We start from the raw sequence: 21,237 nt of genomic DNA on the forward strand, positions 1-21,237 counted from the left end.
TAAGGGGGACTATATATGGCAATTCATAGAATAGATCATGTAGGTATCATAGTAAACGATCTTACTGCAGTTAAAGAGTTTTTCATCGAATTTGGGCTTGAAGTGCTTGGTGAAGGGGAAGTGGATGGAAAATGGGCAGAGCGGATCATCGGGCTTACTGATGTGAAAGCAACCATTGTCCTTTTAGGGATGTCAAATGGCCAGGCAAATTTGGAGCTGGTCAAGTTTCATACAGACGTAGAAATAGAAAGTATTCAGCAATCTTTTAAAAATCATATTGCCTTTGCAGTTGAAGATATTGAAACGGTCGTTGTTAAATTGAAAAAGAAAGGCGCGGAAATTATTAGCGAAACTCAAAACTACAATAATATATATAAATTATGCTTTGTTCAGGGACCAGAAGGCATAATTTTAGAGTTAGCTGAGACAATGCGATAATCTTAAATTGGAAATATTTCAACTTAAGAGTACATTTTCCTCTAGGCGGACCTTTTGTGATGAATACAAAAGAAGAAATTAAAGAAGCGTTCCGTGATTTACAGCTAGGTGGATTTGGTCTGCCAGCTGTAAGAAAGTAAAAACTAATCAGCAATTAATAAGGATTATTTCAATGTACCGGATGGAATTTAGCCATCTGGTTTTTTGGTTTTATCAGGTTCGACTCTACAATTATGGTAAAATTTAAAATATAAGGAGAGGATTTCATGGATTTATTATCATTTGCCTTTTTAGGATTTTTGCTTTACATCGTTGTATTTTTGGGAGTCAAGCATGGGATTAATTATTCGGAACTTGGAATTTTAATAAAAAAGAAATATAAGATTGAAGAAGAAATGCCTAACTTGAGTAATGACGACATTGAAAAAGAGTTAGAAAAAGATATCAATTAATAAAACTAATCGAGAAATATAGGGGGATAAGTGTGGAGATTAAAAGGCTGGAAAACCAGGAAAAGGTGCCTTTGGAATTGTTATTATTGGCGGACCCTTCAAAAATTATCGTTGAAGATTATGTAGCAAAGGGCGAATGTTTTATAGCCGAAAATGAAGAGCAAACCATTGGCGTCTATGTACTGTTACCGACAAGACCGCAAACTGTAGAAATTGTCAATGTAGCAGTAGCTGAAAATTATCAGGGAAAAGGAATCGGAAAATTATTAGTAAGTCATGCGATTCGTGTAGCCAAAACACAGGGGTATAAAACGATTGAAATTGGTACGGGAAATTCAAGTATTGGGCAATTGGCTTTATATCAAAAATGCGGTTTTCGAATCGTTTCAGTTGATCATAACTATTTTATTAAGCACTATTCAGAAGAAATTTACGAGAATAGCATTCAGTGTATCGATATGATTAGGTTATCGCAAGATTTATAAGGGGGATAAGGATGAAAAAATTATTGTTTTTATTCTGTTTGTTTTCCATTTTGCACATCACGACTGCTTGCAGTAACCAAGATGAACCTATTACAACAATTGAAGCCGCAATTTCACAGTTGACAGAGGAAGAATTTGAAAGTGTCGGTACTCATGAGTTAAAAAATCCTCAAATAGATGATTTTAAGAAATTTACATTCAACGTGGAAGTAGACAATGTAGCTGGACAGAAAGTGGAATTTTCATTTAGTGATAGTTGGAAAGATGCGATCGATTCATTTGATGCTACTGACCGTTATTGGTTTGGAGGCGGAAGTGAACAAAATAATGAAGGTGAGAATGTCGCCTCGTATGTGCAAGAATTTGTCTTTTATTCTAAAGGATTAAACAACGAAGTATCAATGAGAGAGGCATTGAATACAATTATTTTTGAAGTAAGCATAGACCAGATAGGAGAAGTCGTGACAGAAGAATATAAAGTTGGGGATTTAATTGAATTTGAGTAACTTCGTTGATGGAAAATAATAATTAAAAATGATTGGAGAAATTTTCATGAAAATATACAATCTAGCAAGTCCATTTCTAAATCAATATGAGCCTTCAAAAGAGTACTACGAAAGTTACTTTAATCATCATCCAGAAATCTTTAGTTATTATTTTGAAAATCACTGTCACAATAAAGAACTGAAACTTGAAAATGCTTTAAAAGCGCATCCAAATATGATTGAGCAAATGAACTGGGTTGCAAAGAAATTAAAATCGCTCACACCCCAGATTACAAAAGAATATGAAAAGCGGTTTCCGATAATATTTTCAAAAGATGTTTATATTTTTGTTGGTCTAGGTGGTTCCAATGCTTATACTTATCGTTCCATGGACCCTCATATTGCTTATTGTGTTGAAAAATTTGAACCATATGAAGAGGGCCTTAACGTAATAATTGCGCATGAATTTGGCCATGCAGCCCATCATCTTTACACAACACATAATGGGATCGAAGCAAAAGATATTCAATGGTCTAATCCGTTGACATGGCTATTGCAAGAGGGTGTAGCAACTTTTTTATCAACTTTAGTAGTAAATGTAGACCAAGATATTTATTTTGCATATAAACGTGATCCGGAGTGGCTTTCATTCTGTGAAAAAAATATAGTAACCATTATCAATGCTTTTCAAAAAGATTTAATTCAAAGAACATCAGCAGAAATATTTAAAGAATGGTTCTCGATTAATGGGGGTCAAACTTTTGGCTACAGTCGGATTGGTTATTATATTGCTTATCTTTTAGTAAAACGTTTAGCAGGTGAAGAAGGTATTGAAAATGCAATGCTTTATTGGGGACATTCAGATTTTGAAGAGAGAATGAAAACGTTATTACGAATTATAGTAAAAAAAGAAAAGTAGACACACGTTGATTTCATATATTGGGGGAGTAGCATGTTTATAATTAATACAGTTGCTTTATGGGTAATTATCTCAATGACGATTAACAATTATTTAATGACTTTACCTATTCCGGTTATAAGAAAAAAGGATTTTCCGACTACCTACATGATTCCTCAAAAGAATCGAATCGATTTCCAAAAAGATACGGAATGCGCGGCATTTTCAACAGCTTACCTGCTACGTCATTTTGGTAAGGATGCTGAAGGAGAAGCGTTATATAAACATTTTCCCAATAAAACAAAAGCGGGCAATGTATATCCAAAAGGAATCCGTACTGTGTTAAGAAATAACGGATTTAAGACAAATTATTATAAAGGAACTATTGATACATTAAAGTACGAAGTCAGTAAAGGAACGCCCGTAATTGTTTTTATTAAAGTACAGAAGGATCTCAAAAATCTGCATTTTGTTCCAGTAGTAGGTTATGACAAAGAGCATATTTACCTTTCAGAGTCATTAAGTCATTTAGTGAATTGTGAAGAAAAACAGCAGAACTATAATCGAAAGGTGCCGATTGAAGAATTTAAAATGCTATGGAATGTAAAGAGAATTCATATGCTTCCCTATAGCAATACATATATAGCAGTAGATGCTAAAAAAAGCTAACAAAACTTTTAGCGGTAGGTGAAAATAGTGAAAGTATTTGGAGAGAAATTAAATGGCCTTAATTATGAAATAAGAAAAGGGATTTAAGCAGTAATTTTTAATTCAACAATGACTCGTGTCTTAACAGTCCAAACTACAAGAGGGGATTACTTTTTGCCGGTGGCGGGATTGAAGATCATGAAAACCATTCGCAATGCCTGGAAAGAGAAATACTTGAAGAAACAGGATATAACGTAGTGATCGGGACTTATATAGGGAACGCAAAGTGCTTTTTTCTCTCAACCAAAAAAGAGCCAATTCTAAATGATGGCTATTTCTACTTCGCACAATTATTAAATAAAATCCAAGATCCCATTGATGACGACCACTTTATAAAATGGATTGAGACGGACAAAACCCAAGATCTCTTAATACATGAACATCAGTATTGGGCAATTAAAGAAGGACTAAAACTGAAGATGCATAAAAAATGAGCTAGAATCATTGAATCTAGCTCATTTTTATTTTAACGTCTAAGTTTAAATTTACGCATACGATCGACTAAGAAACCGCCTTTGAATGATTTTGGCTCATATGAAATGATAAATGCCTTTGGTTCAATCGATTCAACAAGGGCGAATAATTCTTTTTCTCGGTTTCGTTTAGCCAAAATCTCATATTTATAACGTTCACTGTCACGACCTTCACTGACAGATGTCGTGATGGCAAAGCCGCTGTTTCTTAATGTTTCGATCAATTCCTGATTTTTTTGCTGAGTATTGATTGTAACTGAGACAAAACCAATAGCCAGTTTGTTTTCAATCATTGTTCCTATTGGTATCCCAATACTAAATCCGAGTGCATACACAATCATTGCGATAAAGTTCTGATCACCACTAAAAATGATAGAAAGTGCAAATACGTTAATTAAAACTTCTAAAAACCCAAAAATTGAAGCAAGAAGTCTCATATCTTTGACTAAGAAAATTGTTCGTAATGTCATTAACGGCACGTAAACGAGCTGTATGACCAGGATTAGGATTATCTCCTGCATGAAATCCCCTCTTTCTTTAAAAATTTACTTTACTTTTTTACTTCTACCCTAATATGAAATTTATATTCTTATTAATTATTTGAGTAATTAGTATAAAATGCAGGGGAATTCAATTGCTTTTATTAAATTAATTTTTCAAACGACCATTTGTCCAGCTGGATGAATAGTCGTTTTTTGTTTGGAAAGGGGGTTCGAGATAGGTAAAGTCCGGAAGTATAACCATGAATTAGTAGTAATAAAATGAGATTTTATGCACTAGTTCTAATAAAAAACTGCTATGATGATAGTGTTTAAGTCTATTATTTGAATATTAAAGGAGTTGCAAATTTGATAAAATTAATCAGAGTATCACTATTAATTTTACTTTCTTTACTAGTTTTAAATAGTGGCCCGTTGACCTCGAGTGCAAACAGCGTGAATCCTTTACCTTATGAAGATGAGAAGTCAGGAAGAAATAGTAACGCTTATTTATCTACATACGAATTTCCTTCAACCAAAATGAAGGAAGACTTTATTAATGAAATTTATACATATGCAATGAGAGCAAATGAAAAGTGGGGAATCCCTGCTAGTGCGATAATTGGAATGGCCATTCTGGAAAGCGGCTATGGAACAACAAGAATAGCAGTGAATGCAAATAATCTTTTCGGAATAAAGGTTTGGGGATATAATCCGAAGAACGCCTGGCAGCTGAAGGGCCAACCTGATGAAGATTATGAACCGGTACCTGTTCTAATCGATTACGGAAATGACCGCAAAATATATGATGAAAGCAAAAGAAGAGATAACTGGTATCGGGCTTTTACTTCCTATAAAGAAGCGGTTGATTATTTAGCAGGGAACTTGTTGTTAAACGAAAGGTATCGTTTCGCAAAAACCAATTATGAAGAAAGAATGAAAAAGGGATGGAGTTATGAGCGAGCTTCCAAAGAATATCTATACGATATTGCCAATGCCGGCTATATCCATTTGGGTGGGGAATACTATCGAAATAAAGTAGGCTCCATCATGGACGAATATGATTTATATCAATATGATGATAGGAAATTAAAAGACATAGATTGTCATTGGGCCGAAGAACAGATTCTTTTCTTAACTGAAAAAGGTTGGATCTCTGGCTATCCTGATGGTACATATAAACCGAATCATTTGATAACAAGAGCTCAAGCAGCTGCTATTATAAGTAACTTTTTAGCATTGACGTCAACAACAATAAATAAAAACATCTACTTTAGTGATGTGGTAAAGAGCTTTTGGGCTTCAGAATCTATTCATTTAGTAGCACAACATAAAATAATCAATGGTATCGGTGATGGACGTTTTTCACCAAATACTTTTTTAACTAGAGCGCAAATGGCTCAAATCTTTTATAATGCCGGATTTTATAGCCAATCTGTAAATAATCGTGTAAATTCATTTAAAGATGTGGAACAAAATTTTTGGGCATTACTTGCGATTGAAACGATGAAACAAGAAGGAATTATGGCCGGCTATAATGCAAGCCGATTTGGTCCGAATAATCCTACAACTAGAGCACAAATGGCAGCTATGATTTATCGAATACATGAAAAAGGCTTAAACAAATAATCGAACATAAAAAAGAAGCACTGAATTGTGCTTCTTTTTTGATTTATCTAGGAACCTTTGTAAATTCATTTACCATACCAATAAAAAATTGAAGTATTCGAACATCATCCGTCAGTTCGGGATGAAAAGAGCAGCCTAAAAATTGTCCATCTCTAGCTAATACAATCCGTTCTTCATATGTAGCAAGTATTTCGACCTGTTCACCAATGGTTACAATATGCGGAGCTCGAATAAAAACTGCTGTTATGTCATCACCAATTGATGGAATTGATAAAGCAACTTCAAAACTGTCTACTTGTCGGCCGAAAGAATTTCTTTCTACTTCAACATCCATTAAACAAAGGTGAGGGGTAATGGAATCCTTAATCTTTTTTGCCAATAGTATGAGACCGGCACATGTCCCGAACATGGGAACCCCTTGCTGTGCCAATGCTTGTATAGGTGCTAATAAGTCATTGCGTTCTAAAAGCTTACCGATAGCTGTACTTTCTCCACCAGGCAAAATAAGACCATCAATACCACGTAAATCATTGCTTGTTTTTACTGCCACAGCTTCATGACCAAGAAGTTTAATTTGATGCATATGCTCACCTACTGCACCTTGTAATGCAAGTACTCCTATTTTTGACATACTACCAGCCACGCTCCTGCATCCGTTCATTAACATGAAGTGTAGCAATTTCAATTCCTTTCATCGGTGTTCCAAGTTCCTTCGAGATTTCAGCAATCAGTTTGTAGTCTTTAAAATGAGTTGTTGCTTCCACAATGGCACGTGCAAATTTCTCGGGATTCTCGGATTTGAAAATACCAGAGCCAACAAATACGCCATCTGCACCAAGTTCCATCATTAACGCGGCATCTGCAGGTGTAGCTACGCCACCCGCAGCAAAGTTCACAACTGGTAAACGTCCTAAACGTTTAATTTCCAATAGTAATTCGAATGGGGCTCCTAAATTTTTTGCCTCTGTCATTAATTCATCCACATTCATTCCTATAATACGACGTACTTGAGCATTGACTTTGCGAAGATGACGAACTGCTTCTACAATGTTGCCTGTCCCCGGTTCACCTTTAGTACGGAGCATAGAAGCCCCTTCGCCAATACGTCGAGCTGCTTCTCCTAAGTCACGGCAACCACAAACAAATGGCACTGTATAATCACTCTTCAGTAAATGGTATTCTTCATCAGCCGGTGTTAAAACTTCACTTTCATCGATATAGTCAACACCCATTGACTCTAAAACCCGTGCTTCTACAATGTGACCAATTCGTGCTTTTGCCATAACAGGGATCGTAACGGCATTCATCACTTCCTCAACAATTCGCGGATCCGCCATACGAGCAACACCGCCAGCTTTCCGAATATCAGAGGGCACACGTTCCAGCGCCATCACAGCTACTGCTCCTGCAGCTTCCGCAATTTTTGCCTGTTCAGCGTTAATGACATCCATAATAACGCCGCCCTTTTGCATTTCTGCCATTCCACGTTTTATTCGATCAGTTCCAACTTGTACCATGTAAATAACCTCCATTCCTGTAATGATACTTAGTATAATGAAAATTGACCGTATTAAAATAGCCAATTATTAATTAAACGATAAGGTCAGAAGAATTTTGTCTGAAAATATAAGGATCAGAGTACGAATGAATATTCACTTAAGGAGTCGGATAATTCTGTTATAATTATGATTGTAAAAGTTTCTACTTACTGGATAAGGAGGATACGAATATGATAAATAATCTAGATTTGAAGCACTTACAACGTTGTGTTGAATTAGCAAAAATTGCGCTTGAGAAAGGTGACGAACCATTTGGTTCAGTACTTGTTTCCGACGATGGAGAGGTACTTTTTGAAGATCATAATCACGTGGCAGGTGGTGACCATACCCAACATCCGGAATTTGCAATAGCGCGATGGGCAGCAAATAATATGAAACCTGAAGAAAGAATCAAAGCGACAGTATATACTTCCGGGGAACATTGTCCGATGTGCGCTGCAGCACACGGTTGGGTTGGTTTAGGCCGGATTGTTTATGCAAGTTCATCTAAACAATTGGTAGAATGGCTAGCTGAATTGGGCCAAGCTCCTTCACGTGTACGGAATCTTTCCATTCAAGAGGTTATTAACGATATTACTTTCGATGGTCCTGTTCCAGAGCTAGCGGAGGAAGTTCATCAACTCCATCGTCAGTTTCACGAAAAGAGAAGTTGACTATAAATCCATTTTAAAATAGAAGTGGATAGGTCGAGATGGTTGAATGCAAGCGCGATTCTGTAGTAAGGATCAGCGCTTATTTTCATTAAAAGTCCATAAATCTGAAGGAGAAAAGTATATAGTGGGAATTTTTTATTAAACAATCAACAGGCGTAGTTCAATAATAAGGAATGCGTTTTTTATAAGGCCTGACAAAATAATGAAATATAAAAGGGACGTATGAAATGTGGCAGCAAAATCATAAAAGTGTAAAAATCTATTTTAGAATATATTTAATAATTGCAGTCTTTTTATTAGCAGGCTGTTCATCTATTCAAAATGTCATATCTGAAGATGAAGCAAAACAAATGGTCTTGGATCATCATTTTAACCATAATAGTAAAACTGAAATACGATCTGTTGAATTGAAAAATAATAAATACTTCATTGCGTGGGAAATAAAAGATAACTGCGAACGTGGGAAAGATAGTGTTAATAAAAAAGGCGAACTCGAGATGATTGAAGCCAGTATATGTTAGTTAAAATATGCCTTTCAGAAGGAATCTAAGGGAAATACGATCGATAAGATATTTTTGTATTAGTTTTAATAATAATGTCCATTCTTTTATAAAAAGAGGTGAAAGAATATGGAGAGAGTGGCGCACTATTTTTGGGCGGTTCGGATTCCGGATGGAATTAAACAAACCATTCACGAGGAACTCACACGAAGTAAACCAATATTCCAGTTTAAGCGTTGGGTAGATTTAAATGATTATCATATAACGCTTGCCTTTCTCGGCGCTGTAAAACCGCAGCAACTTTCATCCGTTATTGAATCAGTCAGGAACGCCATACAAAATCAAAAAGCATTTATGTTAGACATTAAAGGACTGGGTGTATTCGGGGCTCAAAGTTCACCTCGTATATTTTGGGGAGCGGTGAGTGAAGCAGCCCCTTTGTATAAACTTCAGGAAATTGTCCATCAAACTTGTCTAGATGAAGGCTTTACACTAGAAACACGGCCTTATCATCCGCATATTACATTGGCACGAAAATGGGGAGGCAATGAAGATTTCAATGTGGACAACTTTGTTACGCATAACCCATTTAAAGAAAAGCCTTTATCATTTCAAATCACTGAAATCGTCCTTTATAAATCGAATATAGAAAACACACCGAAATATGAACCAATTGCGACGTTTTCATTAGTATGATTATCTTCATTTTAATATTGTATAAGTAGGCGGGTGCGATTCTGTAAAATGAATCAGCGCTCGTTTTTTTATAATTATAGGGCTATTGAATTTATTTGGTAAATATATGTCATCAATCTGAAACTTTCTTCCATTTTATCCGTATAATTTAGTTATCAGAGCAAGGGGGGGAAATCATGTATGAAATGCCGGGAAGTGGGGATTGGTTATTCAACTTCGGGCCAATATTTATGGCACTTATTTTTGTTATCATAGTTATTTTAATAATTGGCAATATATTCAGTGGTTTAAGACAATGGAGGGAAAATGAAAACTCACCTCGCCTGACTGTTCCGGCCATAGTAAAAGTTAAACGAACAAGTGTAACGAGACATAATCATCACCATCATGATAACAACCACCACTCGCACAGTACCTCTACAAAGTACTTTATAACATTTGAATTTGAGAGTGGTGACCGGTCTGAGTTTCATGTTTCAGGCAAGGAATATGGTATGCTCGCAGAAGGGGATATTGGCACGTTAACTTTCCAAGGAACAAGATATATTGATTTCACTAGAACGAAGCTTACGTAACCCAACTAAGCTCTTTGATATAAAAACCGCGCGATTCTTTTATTAGGATCAGCGCTTTTTTGTACGGGTGAAGTGCTATCCATCATTTGAACATGTATTTTGAAACATGTATGATAATTTATACAAGCCAAACTTGAGGAGTGAGATCTTGAAAAAATATGTCCCATTTGTCTTAAGCTTTCTTCTTCTAGCAGCGTGTAACGAGACGAATAATAACACGACAGCCGATCAGGATTCTGGAGCAGATACAAAGTCTAATGAAGTAGAAACAACAAATTCTCCAAATAATGATGAGACGGATTCTAATCAACCGGCAGGCAAAACTGCTACGGCGGAAGATTTTCAAAGTATTATTCCAAGTAATTGGGATGTCAACATGCCAACTGACTTTCCTGTTTCAAAGGACAGCTATTTAACTGCGATTACAACGACAAATAATAATGTCATAACATTTAATTTCTATGAAACTCCATCTAAACTGGCAATAAATGATAACGCTATAAAGCAAAGCGGCACGTATACAGGTCAATTAACAATTACCAAATATGATTCAAAGGAATTGGCGAGTGAAGAAATTGATCAAACTATTTTCGATAGTGGACAAGCTGTTGATTTAGGGCACGAAATTACAGGCTATCAGGATGGCGGGGCGGGCTCTCTATTTACAAGCTGGAATGAAGGGCGTTGGGCAATTATTGCCCGGTCATTGACGGAAAAGGCTGAGGAAAGCTTGAACACAGCAAAGGAAACAGTCGAATTTTTAGAAACGAACATGCTTCCAATACCAAAAGATTATGGTTCTTTACATGTCGATACTGAGCAAACTGGAACAATGGCGAAGTGGCAAAAGGAAAATTATTTATACACAATGACGGACTTTGGTGAAGATACATTACCTTGGATTGTGAAGTTTAAATAAATATTTACACGTATTGAAAGAACAAATTTCCAAAGATTCGAACAAAATAATTTGATACGAATGCTGTTAAGAAACCCGAATGTTTTCATTCTTTTGGGTTTCTTTTTTTTATTAAAAGACCATTCTTTATAAAATGAAAGCGCTTCAAAATTTTTCGCATATATAAACTGTTAGATTCATAACGTGTTGTAACTGAGTATTCTATAAAATTGTGAATATTATTTAACAATTTCGTACTCAAATAATTTCATTTACAAGGAGATGTTATTAATGGATTTTACGCTAAATGATGAACAAAAAATGATTCAAAAAACAGTAAGAGATTTTGTGAATAAAGAACTGAAGCCTTTGGAGCAAGAAGTATTAAAAAATGAAAGGGAAGGCAGACCTGGTATCTCTAATGAAAAAATAAAAGAATTAAGAGAAAAGGCAAAGGCAATTGGATTTTGGGGCATTAATACGCCGGAGGAATACGGTGGAGCAAATTTAGGACCAATTATGTCAGTGTTAATTGCAATGGAATTAGGAAGAACTTTTGTACCGTTCAACTTTGGTGGTTCTGCTGATAATATCCTTTATTTAGGTAACGAGGAACAGAAACAGAAATATTTAATCCCTACTATTAATGGTGAAAGACGTTCTTGCTTTGCTTTAACCGAGCCTGATGCGGGATCAGATGCAAGAGGTATTCAAATGAGAGCGGTTAAAGATGGCGACCATTGGGTGTTAAATGGTGAGAAAGTATTTATTACAAATGGAAATGAAGCAGACTTTGCCATGGTATTTGCAGTGACAGATAAAGAAAAAGGCGCGAATGGCGGAGTAACTTGTTTCCTTGTAGATAAAGAAATGGGTTGGAAGTCGGAATATATTTACACAATGGGCGAATGGGGACCAGCAACATTAGTATTTGATAACGTTCGTGTTCCTGAAGAAAATATTTTAGGAGAACTGGGTCAGGGTTTTAATTTAGGCATGCAGTGGATAGGTCAAGGGAGATATATGATTCCTGCTGGTGCAATCGGTGCTGCAGAACGCTTATTACAAATGGCCATCGACTATTCAAAAACACGAGTTACTTTTGGTAAACCTATTGCAGAACGTCAAGCAATCCAATGGATGATTGCAGATTCAGCAGTTGAAATTGAAGCAGCAAAATGGATCGTATTTAGAGCTGCATGGATGGCTGAAAATGGTATGGATCCACGTCATCAATCATCTATGGCAAAACTAAATGGCGCAATTATGGCAAATCAAGTGGTCGATCGTGTTCTTCAGATCCATGGTGGAATGGGATATACAAAGGAATTACCGATTGAACGATGGTATAGAGAATTAAGATTATACCGAATTTTCGAAGGAACAGATGAAATTCAGCGCAGAACGATTGCAAGAAATTTATTAAAAGGTCATGCAAAAGTTGGAGAGTTACTTTAATTAAGGCAGCTTTTACTCATTTATTTCTTTAACATACTAACTAGTCAGTTATTATGCGGTAGTAATACTAACCGGTTAGTTAATAAGTGTGGCTCTAGATGAATAGTTAGTTTGCCAAATCAAAAATTTAATCCGAAATAGTGTGGGTAGAACATCAATTATCTTTACTATATTTATAGTAAATGCCAGCACCGCCATGCGCTTCGGCTCTTCCGATGGAGGCAAAACCGCCTCCATGTCAGAGTCTCCAACTTGTGTCAGGGCTAAGCGAGCGTTCCCCGCTTTTCTATTAAATTGAAAGAAGATGAATATAGATGATGGAAAGGAAGGCGTTCTTTCTACTAGGATTCATAATGTTTTTAACGATGACAGGTTATGGAATAGTACTTCCTACATTACCATTCTTAGCAGATGATTTGGGGCTTTCATCAGTTCAAATGTCATCGTTAATCATAATTTGGGCAGTTTCCCAGTTAATTACTGCACCTATATGGGGTCGTTTAGCTGACAAAATAGGGAGAAAACCCGTTCTAATGATTGGCGTATTTGGCTTTGGTGTAGCTTTCCTTTTACTAATTTTGGCTCAAAATTATTGGCAATTGCTTTTAGTTCGATTAATTGGTGCAGCAATATCATCTGGTACTCAAACTGCAGCTTTTTCGATGGTAGCTGATCACACTAGAAAAGAGTTTAGAAATCAAACCATCGCGAAAATGGGGGCAGTGAATGGACTTGGCTTTTTGTGTGGTCCAGCTATTGGAGGGTTATTTTCTCCATTTGGAGTCGTAGTACCTTTTATTATTGCAGGATCTCTAGCATTAATAACTCTACCTTTTGCCCATTTTTACATCCGAGATTCGATAAATAATGATAATAAAGAAACTCAGAATACGTTTGCTGGAAATAATGAAACAGTTTCTTTTTGGAAATCCATTACAATGGTTACGAAAACCGGATATTGGAATCATTATATGATCATACTTGGATTGTCCATTGCAGCTTCGAGTTTCTTCGGTCTACTTGGATATTATCTAATAGCAAAATTTGAAGCTACCCCAATCTTTGTAAGTATGGCCTTTAGCGCACAAGCGGGAACTTCTGTCTTGGTACAATTCTTTTTACTAAAAAAATGTTATGAATTATGGAATGAAGATACGATTACAAAAATTGGCTTATCCTTTACGGCAATTGGCTATTGTTTAATTAGTTTTGCGCCATTAATATGGGTAGCAATTTTAGGATGTGTTTTTACTGGTTTTGGGCAATCATTGGTTCGGCCGACTACTATAGCGATGTTATCAAAACGCACTGAGATGGGGCGAGGTATTACATTAGGCCTCCAAGAATCAATGGATAGTTTAGGGAGAATACTTGGACCTCTTTGGGGGGGCTGGGTATTCATATATCTCGTATCGGCTCCATTTATAACTTCTGCTGTTATAACAGTAATTCTATTAGGTATTGCATTTTTAATTACTTCCCAACAAAAAATTGAAATATCTCTACACAAAGATACTAGTAACTCATAATCGGAACGATTGGCCTTAAAATGTAAGCGCTTTAATGCGAAAAATACTATGAAAATAGTAAATTAAAGTTAGGAGGGTAACATGTTACTAACTGAATTATTGAGTGGAAATATTGAGAATTTTGGTGAGTATAACCTTCTGTATTTCTATGATAAAACTTATACAAATAGTGAAACGGAAATTATTTGTAAGAAAGTTTCTAGTCTTGTCCATTCTCTGGGAGTGGAAAAAGGAGATCGGGTGTTAATTTGTATGCCAAATTGTCCCGAAGTTATTTTCTCTTACCAAGGAGTATTAGGAGTTGGTGGCATCATTGTACCAGCTATGTATCTTTTACATGAAAATGAAATCAACTTTATTTTAAAAAATTCTGAAGCAAAAGTTATTATTACATCATCTGTTCTATTGCAAAAATTAAAAAATGCATCCAGTGATTTATCTGTTAAACCGAAGATTATTTGCATTGATCAACCAAGAGAGGAAGATATACAAGAAGAGTTCGAAATCATTGAATGGGAAAAGGCTCTTTCTAATATATCAATTTATGAAAATGCTCCTTTAGAGTTAAAAGAATCAGATGTAGCCGTCATCCTTTATACATCCGGCACTACGGGTATACCGAAGGGAGTTATGTTAACGCATAAAAATCTCTACTCAAATTCAATGTCAGGATTAAAACTTAGAGCGGAGGACGAAATAAGAAGTACTACTCTAGGTGTTCTTCCTCTAGCCCATATTTATGGTTTTGGCATTATGAACAGTATGTTTTTGCTAGGAAGCTCAGTTGTTATTTTTGATAAATTCGATGCCGAAGAGGTATTTAAGGTTATTGAAAAATTTAAAGTAAAATCCTTTGCTGCTGTCCCGGCTATGGTACATGCGATGTATTATCATCCGAATGCCTATAAATATGACTTATCTAGTTTAGAAACAGTTGGATCGGGGGCTGCTGCACTAGCGATTAGCTTACGTCATAAGTTTAAAGAAAAATTTGGGGCCGAGGTAAGAGATGCGTATGGACTTTCTGAAGCATCGCCAGGAGTTGCTACACAACGTAATGATATGCCGATTAAAGAAGGTTCTGTAGGAGTACCAATGCCAGGTGTAAACATTAAAATCGTGGATGAAGATGGGTATGAGGTACCTGTTGGGGATGTCGGTGAATTATTAGTACAAGGCGATAATGTAACGCCTGGTTATTTTAAGAATGAAGAAGAAACAAAAAAGGCACTACAAAATGGATGGCTTCATACAGGGGATATGGCAAAAGTGGATGATGAAGGCTATCTGTACATTGTAGATCGTAAAAAAGATTTAATTATTCGAGGCGGATTTAATATTTATCCGAGGGATTTAGAGGAATTGCTAGTTAAACATGAAGCTGTATTGGAAGCTGCGGTGATTGGTGTTCCTTCCGAAAAAATGAGTGAAGAAATTGTTGCGTGTATTGTGAAAAAGCCGGATGCAGAAGTAAGTGCAAGTGAATTAATCGGATACTGCCAACAAAATTTAGCTAAATATAAGACACCTCGTCATATTGAATTCATTCAGGAACTTCCGAAAAATGGTGTTGGGAAAATCATGAAAATCAAGCTGAGAGAACAATTTGCTAACCTGATATTAGATTAATATAAGTAGTTTAATATACTTGAAAGGAGGCATTCGAATGACTGGAAAAAATGACACACTACTCCAAGTAGAGGAAATGAAGACGGTTTTTAAGACCAGAAAAGGTAACCTAGAAGCTGTTGATGGTATTTCATTTAGTATTTCTAAAGGTGAAACAGTAGCGATTGTAGGTGAATCAGGCTCTGGTAAAAGCGTATCAGCACTTTCGATTTTACGTTTGTTGGACAGTAATGGAGAAGTCACTTCCGGGAAAATCCTGTTTAATAATTTAAATTTAAAAGATATTAGTAATGATGAAATCCGAAAAATTCGAGGAAATGAAATTGCCATGATTTTTCAGGATCCGATGACATGCTTAGACCCTGTATACACAATCGGTGATCAGATTACCGAAACGATTAAAATTCACGAAACACTTAGTAAAAATGAATTGCAGGAACGTGCACTAGAATTATTAAGGTTAGTTGGACTTCCGGACCCTGAGAGCCGTATTAATGCCTACCCGCATCAATTATCGGGTGGTCAAAGACAAAGAGTAATGATTGCCATAGCTCTTGCATGCAGACCTAGTTTAATTATTGCAGATGAACCTACAACAGCTCTTGATGTGACTGTCCAGGCACAGATTCTGCAATTACTGAAAGATTTGCAAACCCAGTTTGGAACAGCGATTATCCTTGTTACACATGATTTAGGTGTTGTAGCGGAAATGGCGGATAAAGTAGTTGTTGTCTATGCGGGGCAGGTTGTAGAACAGTCGAATGTGAAGGATTTGTTTAATAAACCTCAACACCCGTATACAGAAGCATTAATGAAAAGTATTCCAAAAATTGATACAAGTAAAGAACGTAAACTGCTCACGATAAAGGGAAATGTTCCAAGTTTAATAGAAATTCCAGCTGGTTGCCGTTTTCATCCAAGATGTCCTTTTGCTACTGATAAGTGCAGAAGTGAGGAACCACCACTTTTTGAATTAGCAAATGGTCGAGAAAGCAAATGTTGGATTGCAGATCCCAACCTGACAGGAAATTGGGAGGGACCAATTTTAACAGAAGAAAATGAGCCTGTCTTTGAGCTCAATCAACATTTAATCAGTAAAAAGAATTTATTGGAAGTAACAGACTTAAAAAAATACTTTCCTATCACAAAAGGAATACTGTCAAGAACAATCGGACACGTTAAGGCAGTGGATGGGGTAACACTGAATATTCACAAAGGCGAAGTTCTTGGTCTTGTAGGTGAATCCGGCTGTGGTAAATCAACTGTTGGAAGATTAATAACAGGTCTTATTGACTCAACGAATGGGGAAGTAAGTTTTGATGGAAAACAATTATCAAATATTAATAGAAAAGAGAAAAAAGTTTTAAGGAAGCGGGTTCAATTTGTTTTTCAAGATCCCTATAGTTCTCTAAATCCGAGGATGACCATTCTCGATATTATTGGTGAACCATTAGAAGTGCACAATCTAGCAAAAGGAAGTTTAAAGCGTCAACGGGTAGGAGAGCTGCTTGAAATCGTAGGGCTATCTAAAAACGATATGCATAAATTTCCTCATCAATTTTCAGGAGGTCAAAGGCAAAGAATTGGTATAGCAAGAGCTTTGGCTACTGAACCAGAGCTTCTGATTTGTGATGAGGCAGTGTCCGCATTAGATGTTTCTGTTCAAGCCCAAATTTTAAATTTATTAAAAGATCTTCAGTTGAAACTAGGGTTATCTTATTTATTTATCTCTCATGATTTAACGGTAGTCAAATATATTTCAGATAGAATAGCTGTCATGTATTTAGGAGAAATAGTAGAAGTAACCGATTCACAAACTTTATTTACAGAACCGCTCCATCCATATTCAAAGGCACTTATTTCCGCTGTGCCAATTCCTAATCCTAATATTCAACCAGACCGAATTATCCTAAGTGGTGAAGTACCAAGTCCATCAAACCCTCCAAGTGGCTGTAAATTTCATACGAGATGTCCTTTTGCAATGGATCTTTGTAAAAAAGAAAAACCTGAACTAATGGAAATTACAGAAGGTCATACTGTTGCCTGTCATTTTTATAAGGAGGTGTCACACATATGATTGACTATATTGTTAGGCGCTTAATTTTTGGGATATTCGTACTATTAATTATGACAACCTTCATTTTTATCATTATGAGAGCGGTACCTGGTGACGTTGTGACCCTTCAGTTGGCTAACTCTGGTGCAACTCCTGAACAAATGGCTGCATTGAAAGCTGAAATGGGTCTAGATAAAAGTGTTTTCGGTCAACTAATAGATTGGGGTAAAAATGCGCTTCAAGGAGATTTAGGTAGTTCTCTTTGGTCAGGTAAGGAAGTATCCCAGATTATATTAGACAGACTTCCCGTAACTATACAACTAGCACTAATGGCAATTATTTTAGCCATCATTATCGGTATTCCGATAGGAGTTATTTCCGCTGTTAAACAAAATACATTTATAGATCATTTTTTAAAAGTAATTTCAATTGGAGGATTATCTATTCCAAGCTTCTGGCTGGGACTAATCTTATTAACTGTATTATCACTGTCTTTCAATTGGATTCCACCACTTGGTTATCAATCATTCGCAGAAAATCCTATTGTTAATCTACAGCAAATGTTCTTACCCGCAATTTGTCTAGCAATTACACTAAGTGCCAGTATTGTTCGTATGACAAGATCTGCTGTCCTTGAAGTACTGCATTCGGAGTTTATCAGAACGGTACGGGCAAAAGGTGCGAAAGAAGCGGTTGTAATATTCAAACATGCCCTTAGAAACTCGTTGATTTCAGTTATTACATTAATTGGTTTACAAATTGGATATCTGCTTGGAGGAACTGTAGTACTTGAATCAATTTTTGCACTCCCAGGACTAGGCAGTTTGATTTTTGAAACTGTATTAGTGAGAGATTATCCAGTTGTTCAGTCAACCGTACTGGTCTTTGGAGCGATGTTTTTATTAGTAAATTTGATGGTGGATGTGATGTACGGTTGGGTAGATCCACGAATTAGAACTAAATAAAAAATGCCTCAATATTCTTGTTTCAAGAAAAGGAAGTGATTCATTTGTCTCAAATACAAATAGACTCTGAGTTGCCAAAAGAGAGTATAAAGGCGAGCAGGAACATACACTTGAAAAAATTTAAAGAGGATTGTAAACGCTTTATTCATACGCAAAAAATCGGCTTTATATCTCTTTTAATTATTCTTTTAGTTTTCGCCGTCGCTGTATTTGCACCCTTCATTGCACCGTTTGACCCAATTAGTCAAGATCGTACAGCATTTTTGGCAGCACCAAACTCACAACATGTGATGGGCACTGATGATTTAGGACGTGATGTGTTTAGTCGTCTAATTTTTGGTTCACAAATATCGTTACTTGTTGGAATTGTAACAGTCGTTATTTCAATCGTATTAGGAACATTAATTGGAATGATTTCTGGATATTTTGGTGGGGTAATCGATTTAGTATTTCAAAGAATAATGGATGCAATTATGTCAATTCCAGCTTTAATTCTTGCTTTGTTTATTGCAGCTTTGTTGGGACCTGCCATCCATAATGTAATTATAGCATTGGTGATTATCGAGATACCTCGTTTTGCTAGGATTGTTCGAGGGGAAATGATGAGAATCCGTGAATCTAATTATGTTGAAGCATCCCGTTCGGTCGGTGCAGGTTCATTTCGAATCATTATGAGACATGGATTGCCAAATATGATGGCACCAATCATTGTCATGGCAAGTCTTGCTTTTGGTCAAACAATTATTGCTGAAGCATCACTTAGTTTTCTTGGAATAGGAACTCCACCACCGAATCCATCCTGGGGGTTAATGTTGAGTGATGCGAGTAGATACATGGAAAGTGCACCATGGCTTGTGCTTTTCCCTGGTTTAGCCTTATGTATACTAGTTTTGGCATTTAACTTATTTGGGGATGCACTTCGGGATTTCCTTGATCCCAAAATGTCTTAGGCAGTTAATAACAATTTTCCCTTAGGAGGAAATACTTATGGATAAAAAACTGAAATCCATAATCTATGTGTTCGTTTTAGGATTATTAGTACTAGTAATTAGTGCTTGCTCCGGTGACGAATCATCAGATGAAGGGCCAGACGATAAGGATGGAGGAACTACTGCACCGAAAAGTGGTGGAACCTATACCATTCTTACACCTGCAGATCCTGATATGCTCGATCCTCATCGTCAGTCATCAATTTATACACATATGCTTGCAGGATTAGTTTATAACAAGCTAGTTACTTATGAAACAGGACCGGATGCTGCTTATACAGATTATAATGTTGTGCCGGATCTTGCAGAGCGTTGGGAAGTATCTGATGATGCAAAGACCTATACGTTCCATCTTCGAGAGGCATATTGGCATGATGTAGAGCCGGTAAATGGCAGACAGTTAACGGCAGAGGACGTTGTATCGACAATGGAAAGAATCATCAATTTGCCTGGTCATCAAGCAGCATTATTATCTGTAGTAGAAAGTATCGTGGCGCAAGATGATCAAACAGTAGTCTTTACATTAAAACAGCCATTTGCTCCGTTTTTAAATTTCATGGCAAACCATTTCATGTGGATTTTACCTAAGGAAGCGATTGATGGGAAAGTTGATTTAGCAACTGACGCCATTGGAACAGGTCCATTTGTATTAGAAAAATGGGAAGATAATGTGCAGGCTACTTACAAAAAAAATCCGAATTATTATGAAGAAGGCAAACCGTATTTAGATGAAATTATTTATAAAGTCGTACCGGAACAGGGATCTCGGATAGCAGCATTTCGTACAGGTCAGGCAGATTCTATAGGTGGGCTATCCCCTGAAGAAATAACACAATTACAAAAAACAAATCCAAATATCAAAATTTTTGAAGCCCTGTTTGCTACGCAGGAACAGTTGTATATGAATATGGAAAGAGAACCTTTTACGGATTTACGGGTACGGAAAGCCATTAGTATGGCTGTTGACCGAAAATCAATGGTTAAGGCTATCTACGGCGGCGGTGAAACGAGTGGACCAGTCAATCCTTCATTAGGTGATTGGGCCTTACCTTTAGAAGAGCGAGAAAAATTATTATCATATAACCCAGAAGAGGCAAAAAAGCTACTGGCAGAGGCTGGGTATCCAAATGGTTTTGATACGACCATGATGGTAACGAATGGCTACGGAGAACAACTTGTGCGTGTCGCACAATGGGTTGCGGAAGATTTAAGAAACGTGGGCATTAATGTCGAAATAGAGGTGGTTGAATATGCTGCATACTTCTCGGAAAAATGGCCGAATGTCGATTATGACATGGGTGTAGGCTACCAAACTTATTTCCAGGAGCCTGATGAATGGCTTCGTACGCAATTACACACGAATGGTTCCAGAAACTGGTATAACATCAGTGACCCGGAATTAGACAAATTGCTTGATGAGCAGAGAACAATACTGGATGTAGAAAAAAGAAAAGAATATATCTATGAAATTCAACGTTATGTTTTAGAAAATGTAGTCAATCCGATTCCAATCACAACTTATTATACGAAGACTCCGATACAGCCTTATGTAAGAGATTCATATCCACATGCTTCATACGGATACGGATATTTAAAAGATGTTTGGTACGATAAATAAAAAATTCATCATTATAGAGTGTTGGATACTAATTGTGTAAAAATTTATCGTCACATGGAAGGTAT

24 protein-coding genes are annotated in these 21,237 nt (G+C 36.4%); 21 read left to right on the plus strand and 3 right to left on the minus strand.

The window, feature by feature from the left end:
* Nucleotides 1-15: 15 nt before the first annotated feature.
* The 8 genes from CBM15_RS06495 to CBM15_RS19475 all read left to right on the plus strand — a co-directional run bounded on the left by CBM15_RS06495 (nucleotide 16) and on the right by CBM15_RS19475 (nucleotide 3,900).
* A complete protein-coding gene (locus tag CBM15_RS06495) occupies nucleotides 16-438 on the plus strand; it encodes a VOC family protein (protein ID WP_087616401.1) in 423 nt (140 codons plus the stop codon).
* The gene (locus CBM15_RS19640) at nucleotides 438-578 is read left to right on the plus strand and encodes a pirin-like C-terminal cupin domain-containing protein (RefSeq protein WP_338057543.1); all 141 of its coding nucleotides are present in this window, start codon (nucleotides 438-440) and stop codon (nucleotides 576-578) included. Before CBM15_RS06495 ends, CBM15_RS19640 begins: the two co-directional genes overlap by 1 nt.
* A gap of 126 nt (nucleotides 579-704) precedes the next feature.
* A complete protein-coding gene (locus CBM15_RS06505) occupies nucleotides 705-890 on the plus strand; it encodes a hypothetical protein (RefSeq protein WP_087616403.1) in 186 nt (61 codons plus the stop codon).
* A 32-nt stretch (nucleotides 891-922) separates the two neighbouring features.
* The gene (locus CBM15_RS06510) at nucleotides 923-1,375 is read left to right on the plus strand and encodes a GNAT family N-acetyltransferase (RefSeq protein WP_087616405.1); all 453 of its coding nucleotides are present in this window, start codon (nucleotides 923-925) and stop codon (nucleotides 1,373-1,375) included.
* Between the two features lie 11 nt (nucleotides 1,376-1,386).
* A complete protein-coding gene (locus tag CBM15_RS06515; protein ID WP_087616407.1) occupies nucleotides 1,387-1,881 on the plus strand; it encodes a fructose-bisphosphate aldolase in 495 nt (164 codons plus the stop codon).
* Between the two features lie 46 nt (nucleotides 1,882-1,927).
* Nucleotides 1,928-2,779: a hypothetical protein gene (locus tag CBM15_RS06520; protein ID WP_087616409.1), complete on the plus strand. Its 852-nt coding sequence runs from the start codon at nucleotides 1,928-1,930 to the stop codon at nucleotides 2,777-2,779.
* A 33-nt stretch (nucleotides 2,780-2,812) separates the two neighbouring features.
* A complete protein-coding gene (locus CBM15_RS06525) occupies nucleotides 2,813-3,427 on the plus strand; it encodes a C39 family peptidase (protein WP_087616411.1) in 615 nt (204 codons plus the stop codon).
* Nucleotides 3,428-3,624: 197 nt separating this feature from the next.
* On the plus strand, nucleotides 3,625-3,900 hold the full coding sequence (locus tag CBM15_RS19475; protein WP_239534711.1) for an NUDIX hydrolase: 276 nt from the start codon (nucleotides 3,625-3,627) through the stop codon (nucleotides 3,898-3,900).
* Between the two features lie 32 nt (nucleotides 3,901-3,932).
* On the opposite strand, the gene CBM15_RS06535 is transcribed toward CBM15_RS19475, so the two are convergent.
* Entirely contained in the window at nucleotides 3,933-4,460 is a 528-nt protein-coding gene (locus CBM15_RS06535) for a DUF2179 domain-containing protein (protein ID WP_008404026.1), read from the minus strand.
* Nucleotides 4,461-4,787: 327 nt separating this feature from the next.
* On the opposite strand from CBM15_RS06535, the gene CBM15_RS06540 reads away from it, so the two are divergent.
* Nucleotides 4,788-6,047: an S-layer homology domain-containing protein gene (locus CBM15_RS06540; RefSeq protein ID WP_087616413.1), complete on the plus strand. Its 1,260-nt coding sequence runs from the start codon at nucleotides 4,788-4,790 to the stop codon at nucleotides 6,045-6,047.
* A 43-nt stretch (nucleotides 6,048-6,090) separates the two neighbouring features.
* Here the strand turns inward: CBM15_RS06540 and pdxT are convergent, their stop codons facing one another.
* Both pdxT and pdxS read right to left on the minus strand, forming a co-directional pair.
* Nucleotides 6,091-6,678, minus strand: a complete 588-nt coding sequence (gene pdxT / locus CBM15_RS06545) for a pyridoxal 5'-phosphate synthase glutaminase subunit PdxT (protein ID WP_087616415.1) — start codon at nucleotides 6,676-6,678, stop codon at nucleotides 6,091-6,093.
* A gap of 1 nt (nucleotide 6,679) precedes the next feature.
* Nucleotides 6,680-7,564 carry a pyridoxal 5'-phosphate synthase lyase subunit PdxS gene (gene pdxS, locus CBM15_RS06550; RefSeq protein WP_087616417.1) on the minus strand — a complete coding sequence of 295 codons (885 nt, stop codon included), beginning with the start codon at nucleotides 7,562-7,564 and terminating at the stop codon, nucleotides 6,680-6,682.
* A gap of 212 nt (nucleotides 7,565-7,776) precedes the next feature.
* Here pdxS and CBM15_RS06555 point away from each other — a divergent pair, with 212 nt between their 5' ends.
* From CBM15_RS06555 to CBM15_RS06610, 12 genes are all read left to right on the plus strand, one after another.
* Entirely contained in the window at nucleotides 7,777-8,259 is a 483-nt protein-coding gene (locus CBM15_RS06555; RefSeq protein WP_087616418.1) for a nucleoside deaminase, read from the plus strand.
* A 227-nt stretch (nucleotides 8,260-8,486) separates the two neighbouring features.
* The gene (locus CBM15_RS06560; protein WP_087616420.1) at nucleotides 8,487-8,780 is read left to right on the plus strand and encodes a hypothetical protein; all 294 of its coding nucleotides are present in this window, start codon (nucleotides 8,487-8,489) and stop codon (nucleotides 8,778-8,780) included.
* 108 nt (nucleotides 8,781-8,888) lie between these two features.
* Nucleotides 8,889-9,455: an RNA 2',3'-cyclic phosphodiesterase gene (thpR, locus tag CBM15_RS06565; RefSeq protein WP_087616422.1), complete on the plus strand. Its 567-nt coding sequence runs from the start codon at nucleotides 8,889-8,891 to the stop codon at nucleotides 9,453-9,455.
* Nucleotides 9,456-9,631: 176 nt separating this feature from the next.
* Complete coding sequence (locus CBM15_RS06570) at nucleotides 9,632-10,030, plus strand: DUF2500 domain-containing protein (RefSeq protein WP_087616424.1); 399 nt, start codon at nucleotides 9,632-9,634, stop codon at nucleotides 10,028-10,030.
* Nucleotides 10,031-10,178: 148 nt separating this feature from the next.
* Entirely contained in the window at nucleotides 10,179-10,949 is a 771-nt protein-coding gene (locus CBM15_RS06575; protein ID WP_087616425.1) for a hypothetical protein, read from the plus strand.
* A gap of 270 nt (nucleotides 10,950-11,219) precedes the next feature.
* The gene (locus CBM15_RS06580) at nucleotides 11,220-12,386 is read left to right on the plus strand and encodes an acyl-CoA dehydrogenase family protein (RefSeq protein ID WP_008404007.1); all 1,167 of its coding nucleotides are present in this window, start codon (nucleotides 11,220-11,222) and stop codon (nucleotides 12,384-12,386) included.
* 317 nt (nucleotides 12,387-12,703) lie between these two features.
* Nucleotides 12,704-13,915, plus strand: coding sequence for an MFS transporter (locus CBM15_RS06585; RefSeq protein WP_275656654.1), 1,212 nt, complete (start codon nucleotides 12,704-12,706; stop codon nucleotides 13,913-13,915).
* 81 nt (nucleotides 13,916-13,996) lie between these two features.
* On the plus strand, nucleotides 13,997-15,544 hold the full coding sequence (locus tag CBM15_RS06590; protein WP_087616429.1) for a class I adenylate-forming enzyme family protein: 1,548 nt from the start codon (nucleotides 13,997-13,999) through the stop codon (nucleotides 15,542-15,544).
* 37 nt (nucleotides 15,545-15,581) lie between these two features.
* Nucleotides 15,582-17,621 carry an ABC transporter ATP-binding protein gene (locus CBM15_RS19610; RefSeq protein ID WP_087616431.1) on the plus strand — a complete coding sequence of 680 codons (2,040 nt, stop codon included), beginning with the start codon at nucleotides 15,582-15,584 and terminating at the stop codon, nucleotides 17,619-17,621.
* On the plus strand, nucleotides 17,618-18,565 hold the full coding sequence (locus tag CBM15_RS06600) for an ABC transporter permease (protein ID WP_087616433.1): 948 nt from the start codon (nucleotides 17,618-17,620) through the stop codon (nucleotides 18,563-18,565). Before CBM15_RS19610 ends, CBM15_RS06600 begins: the two co-directional genes overlap by 4 nt.
* Nucleotides 18,566-18,675: 110 nt before the next feature.
* Entirely contained in the window at nucleotides 18,676-19,515 is an 840-nt protein-coding gene (locus tag CBM15_RS06605; protein ID WP_087616435.1) for an ABC transporter permease, read from the plus strand.
* Between the two features lie 37 nt (nucleotides 19,516-19,552).
* Nucleotides 19,553-21,172, plus strand: coding sequence for an ABC transporter substrate-binding protein (locus CBM15_RS06610; protein ID WP_087616436.1), 1,620 nt, complete (start codon nucleotides 19,553-19,555; stop codon nucleotides 21,170-21,172).
* Nucleotides 21,173-21,237: the final 65 nt, after the last annotated feature.

Origin of the sequence: Solibacillus kalamii (assembly GCF_002174535.1) — a bacterium.
In the GTDB taxonomy this organism is placed as follows: domain Bacteria; phylum Bacillota; class Bacilli; order Bacillales_A; family Planococcaceae; genus Solibacillus; species Solibacillus silvestris.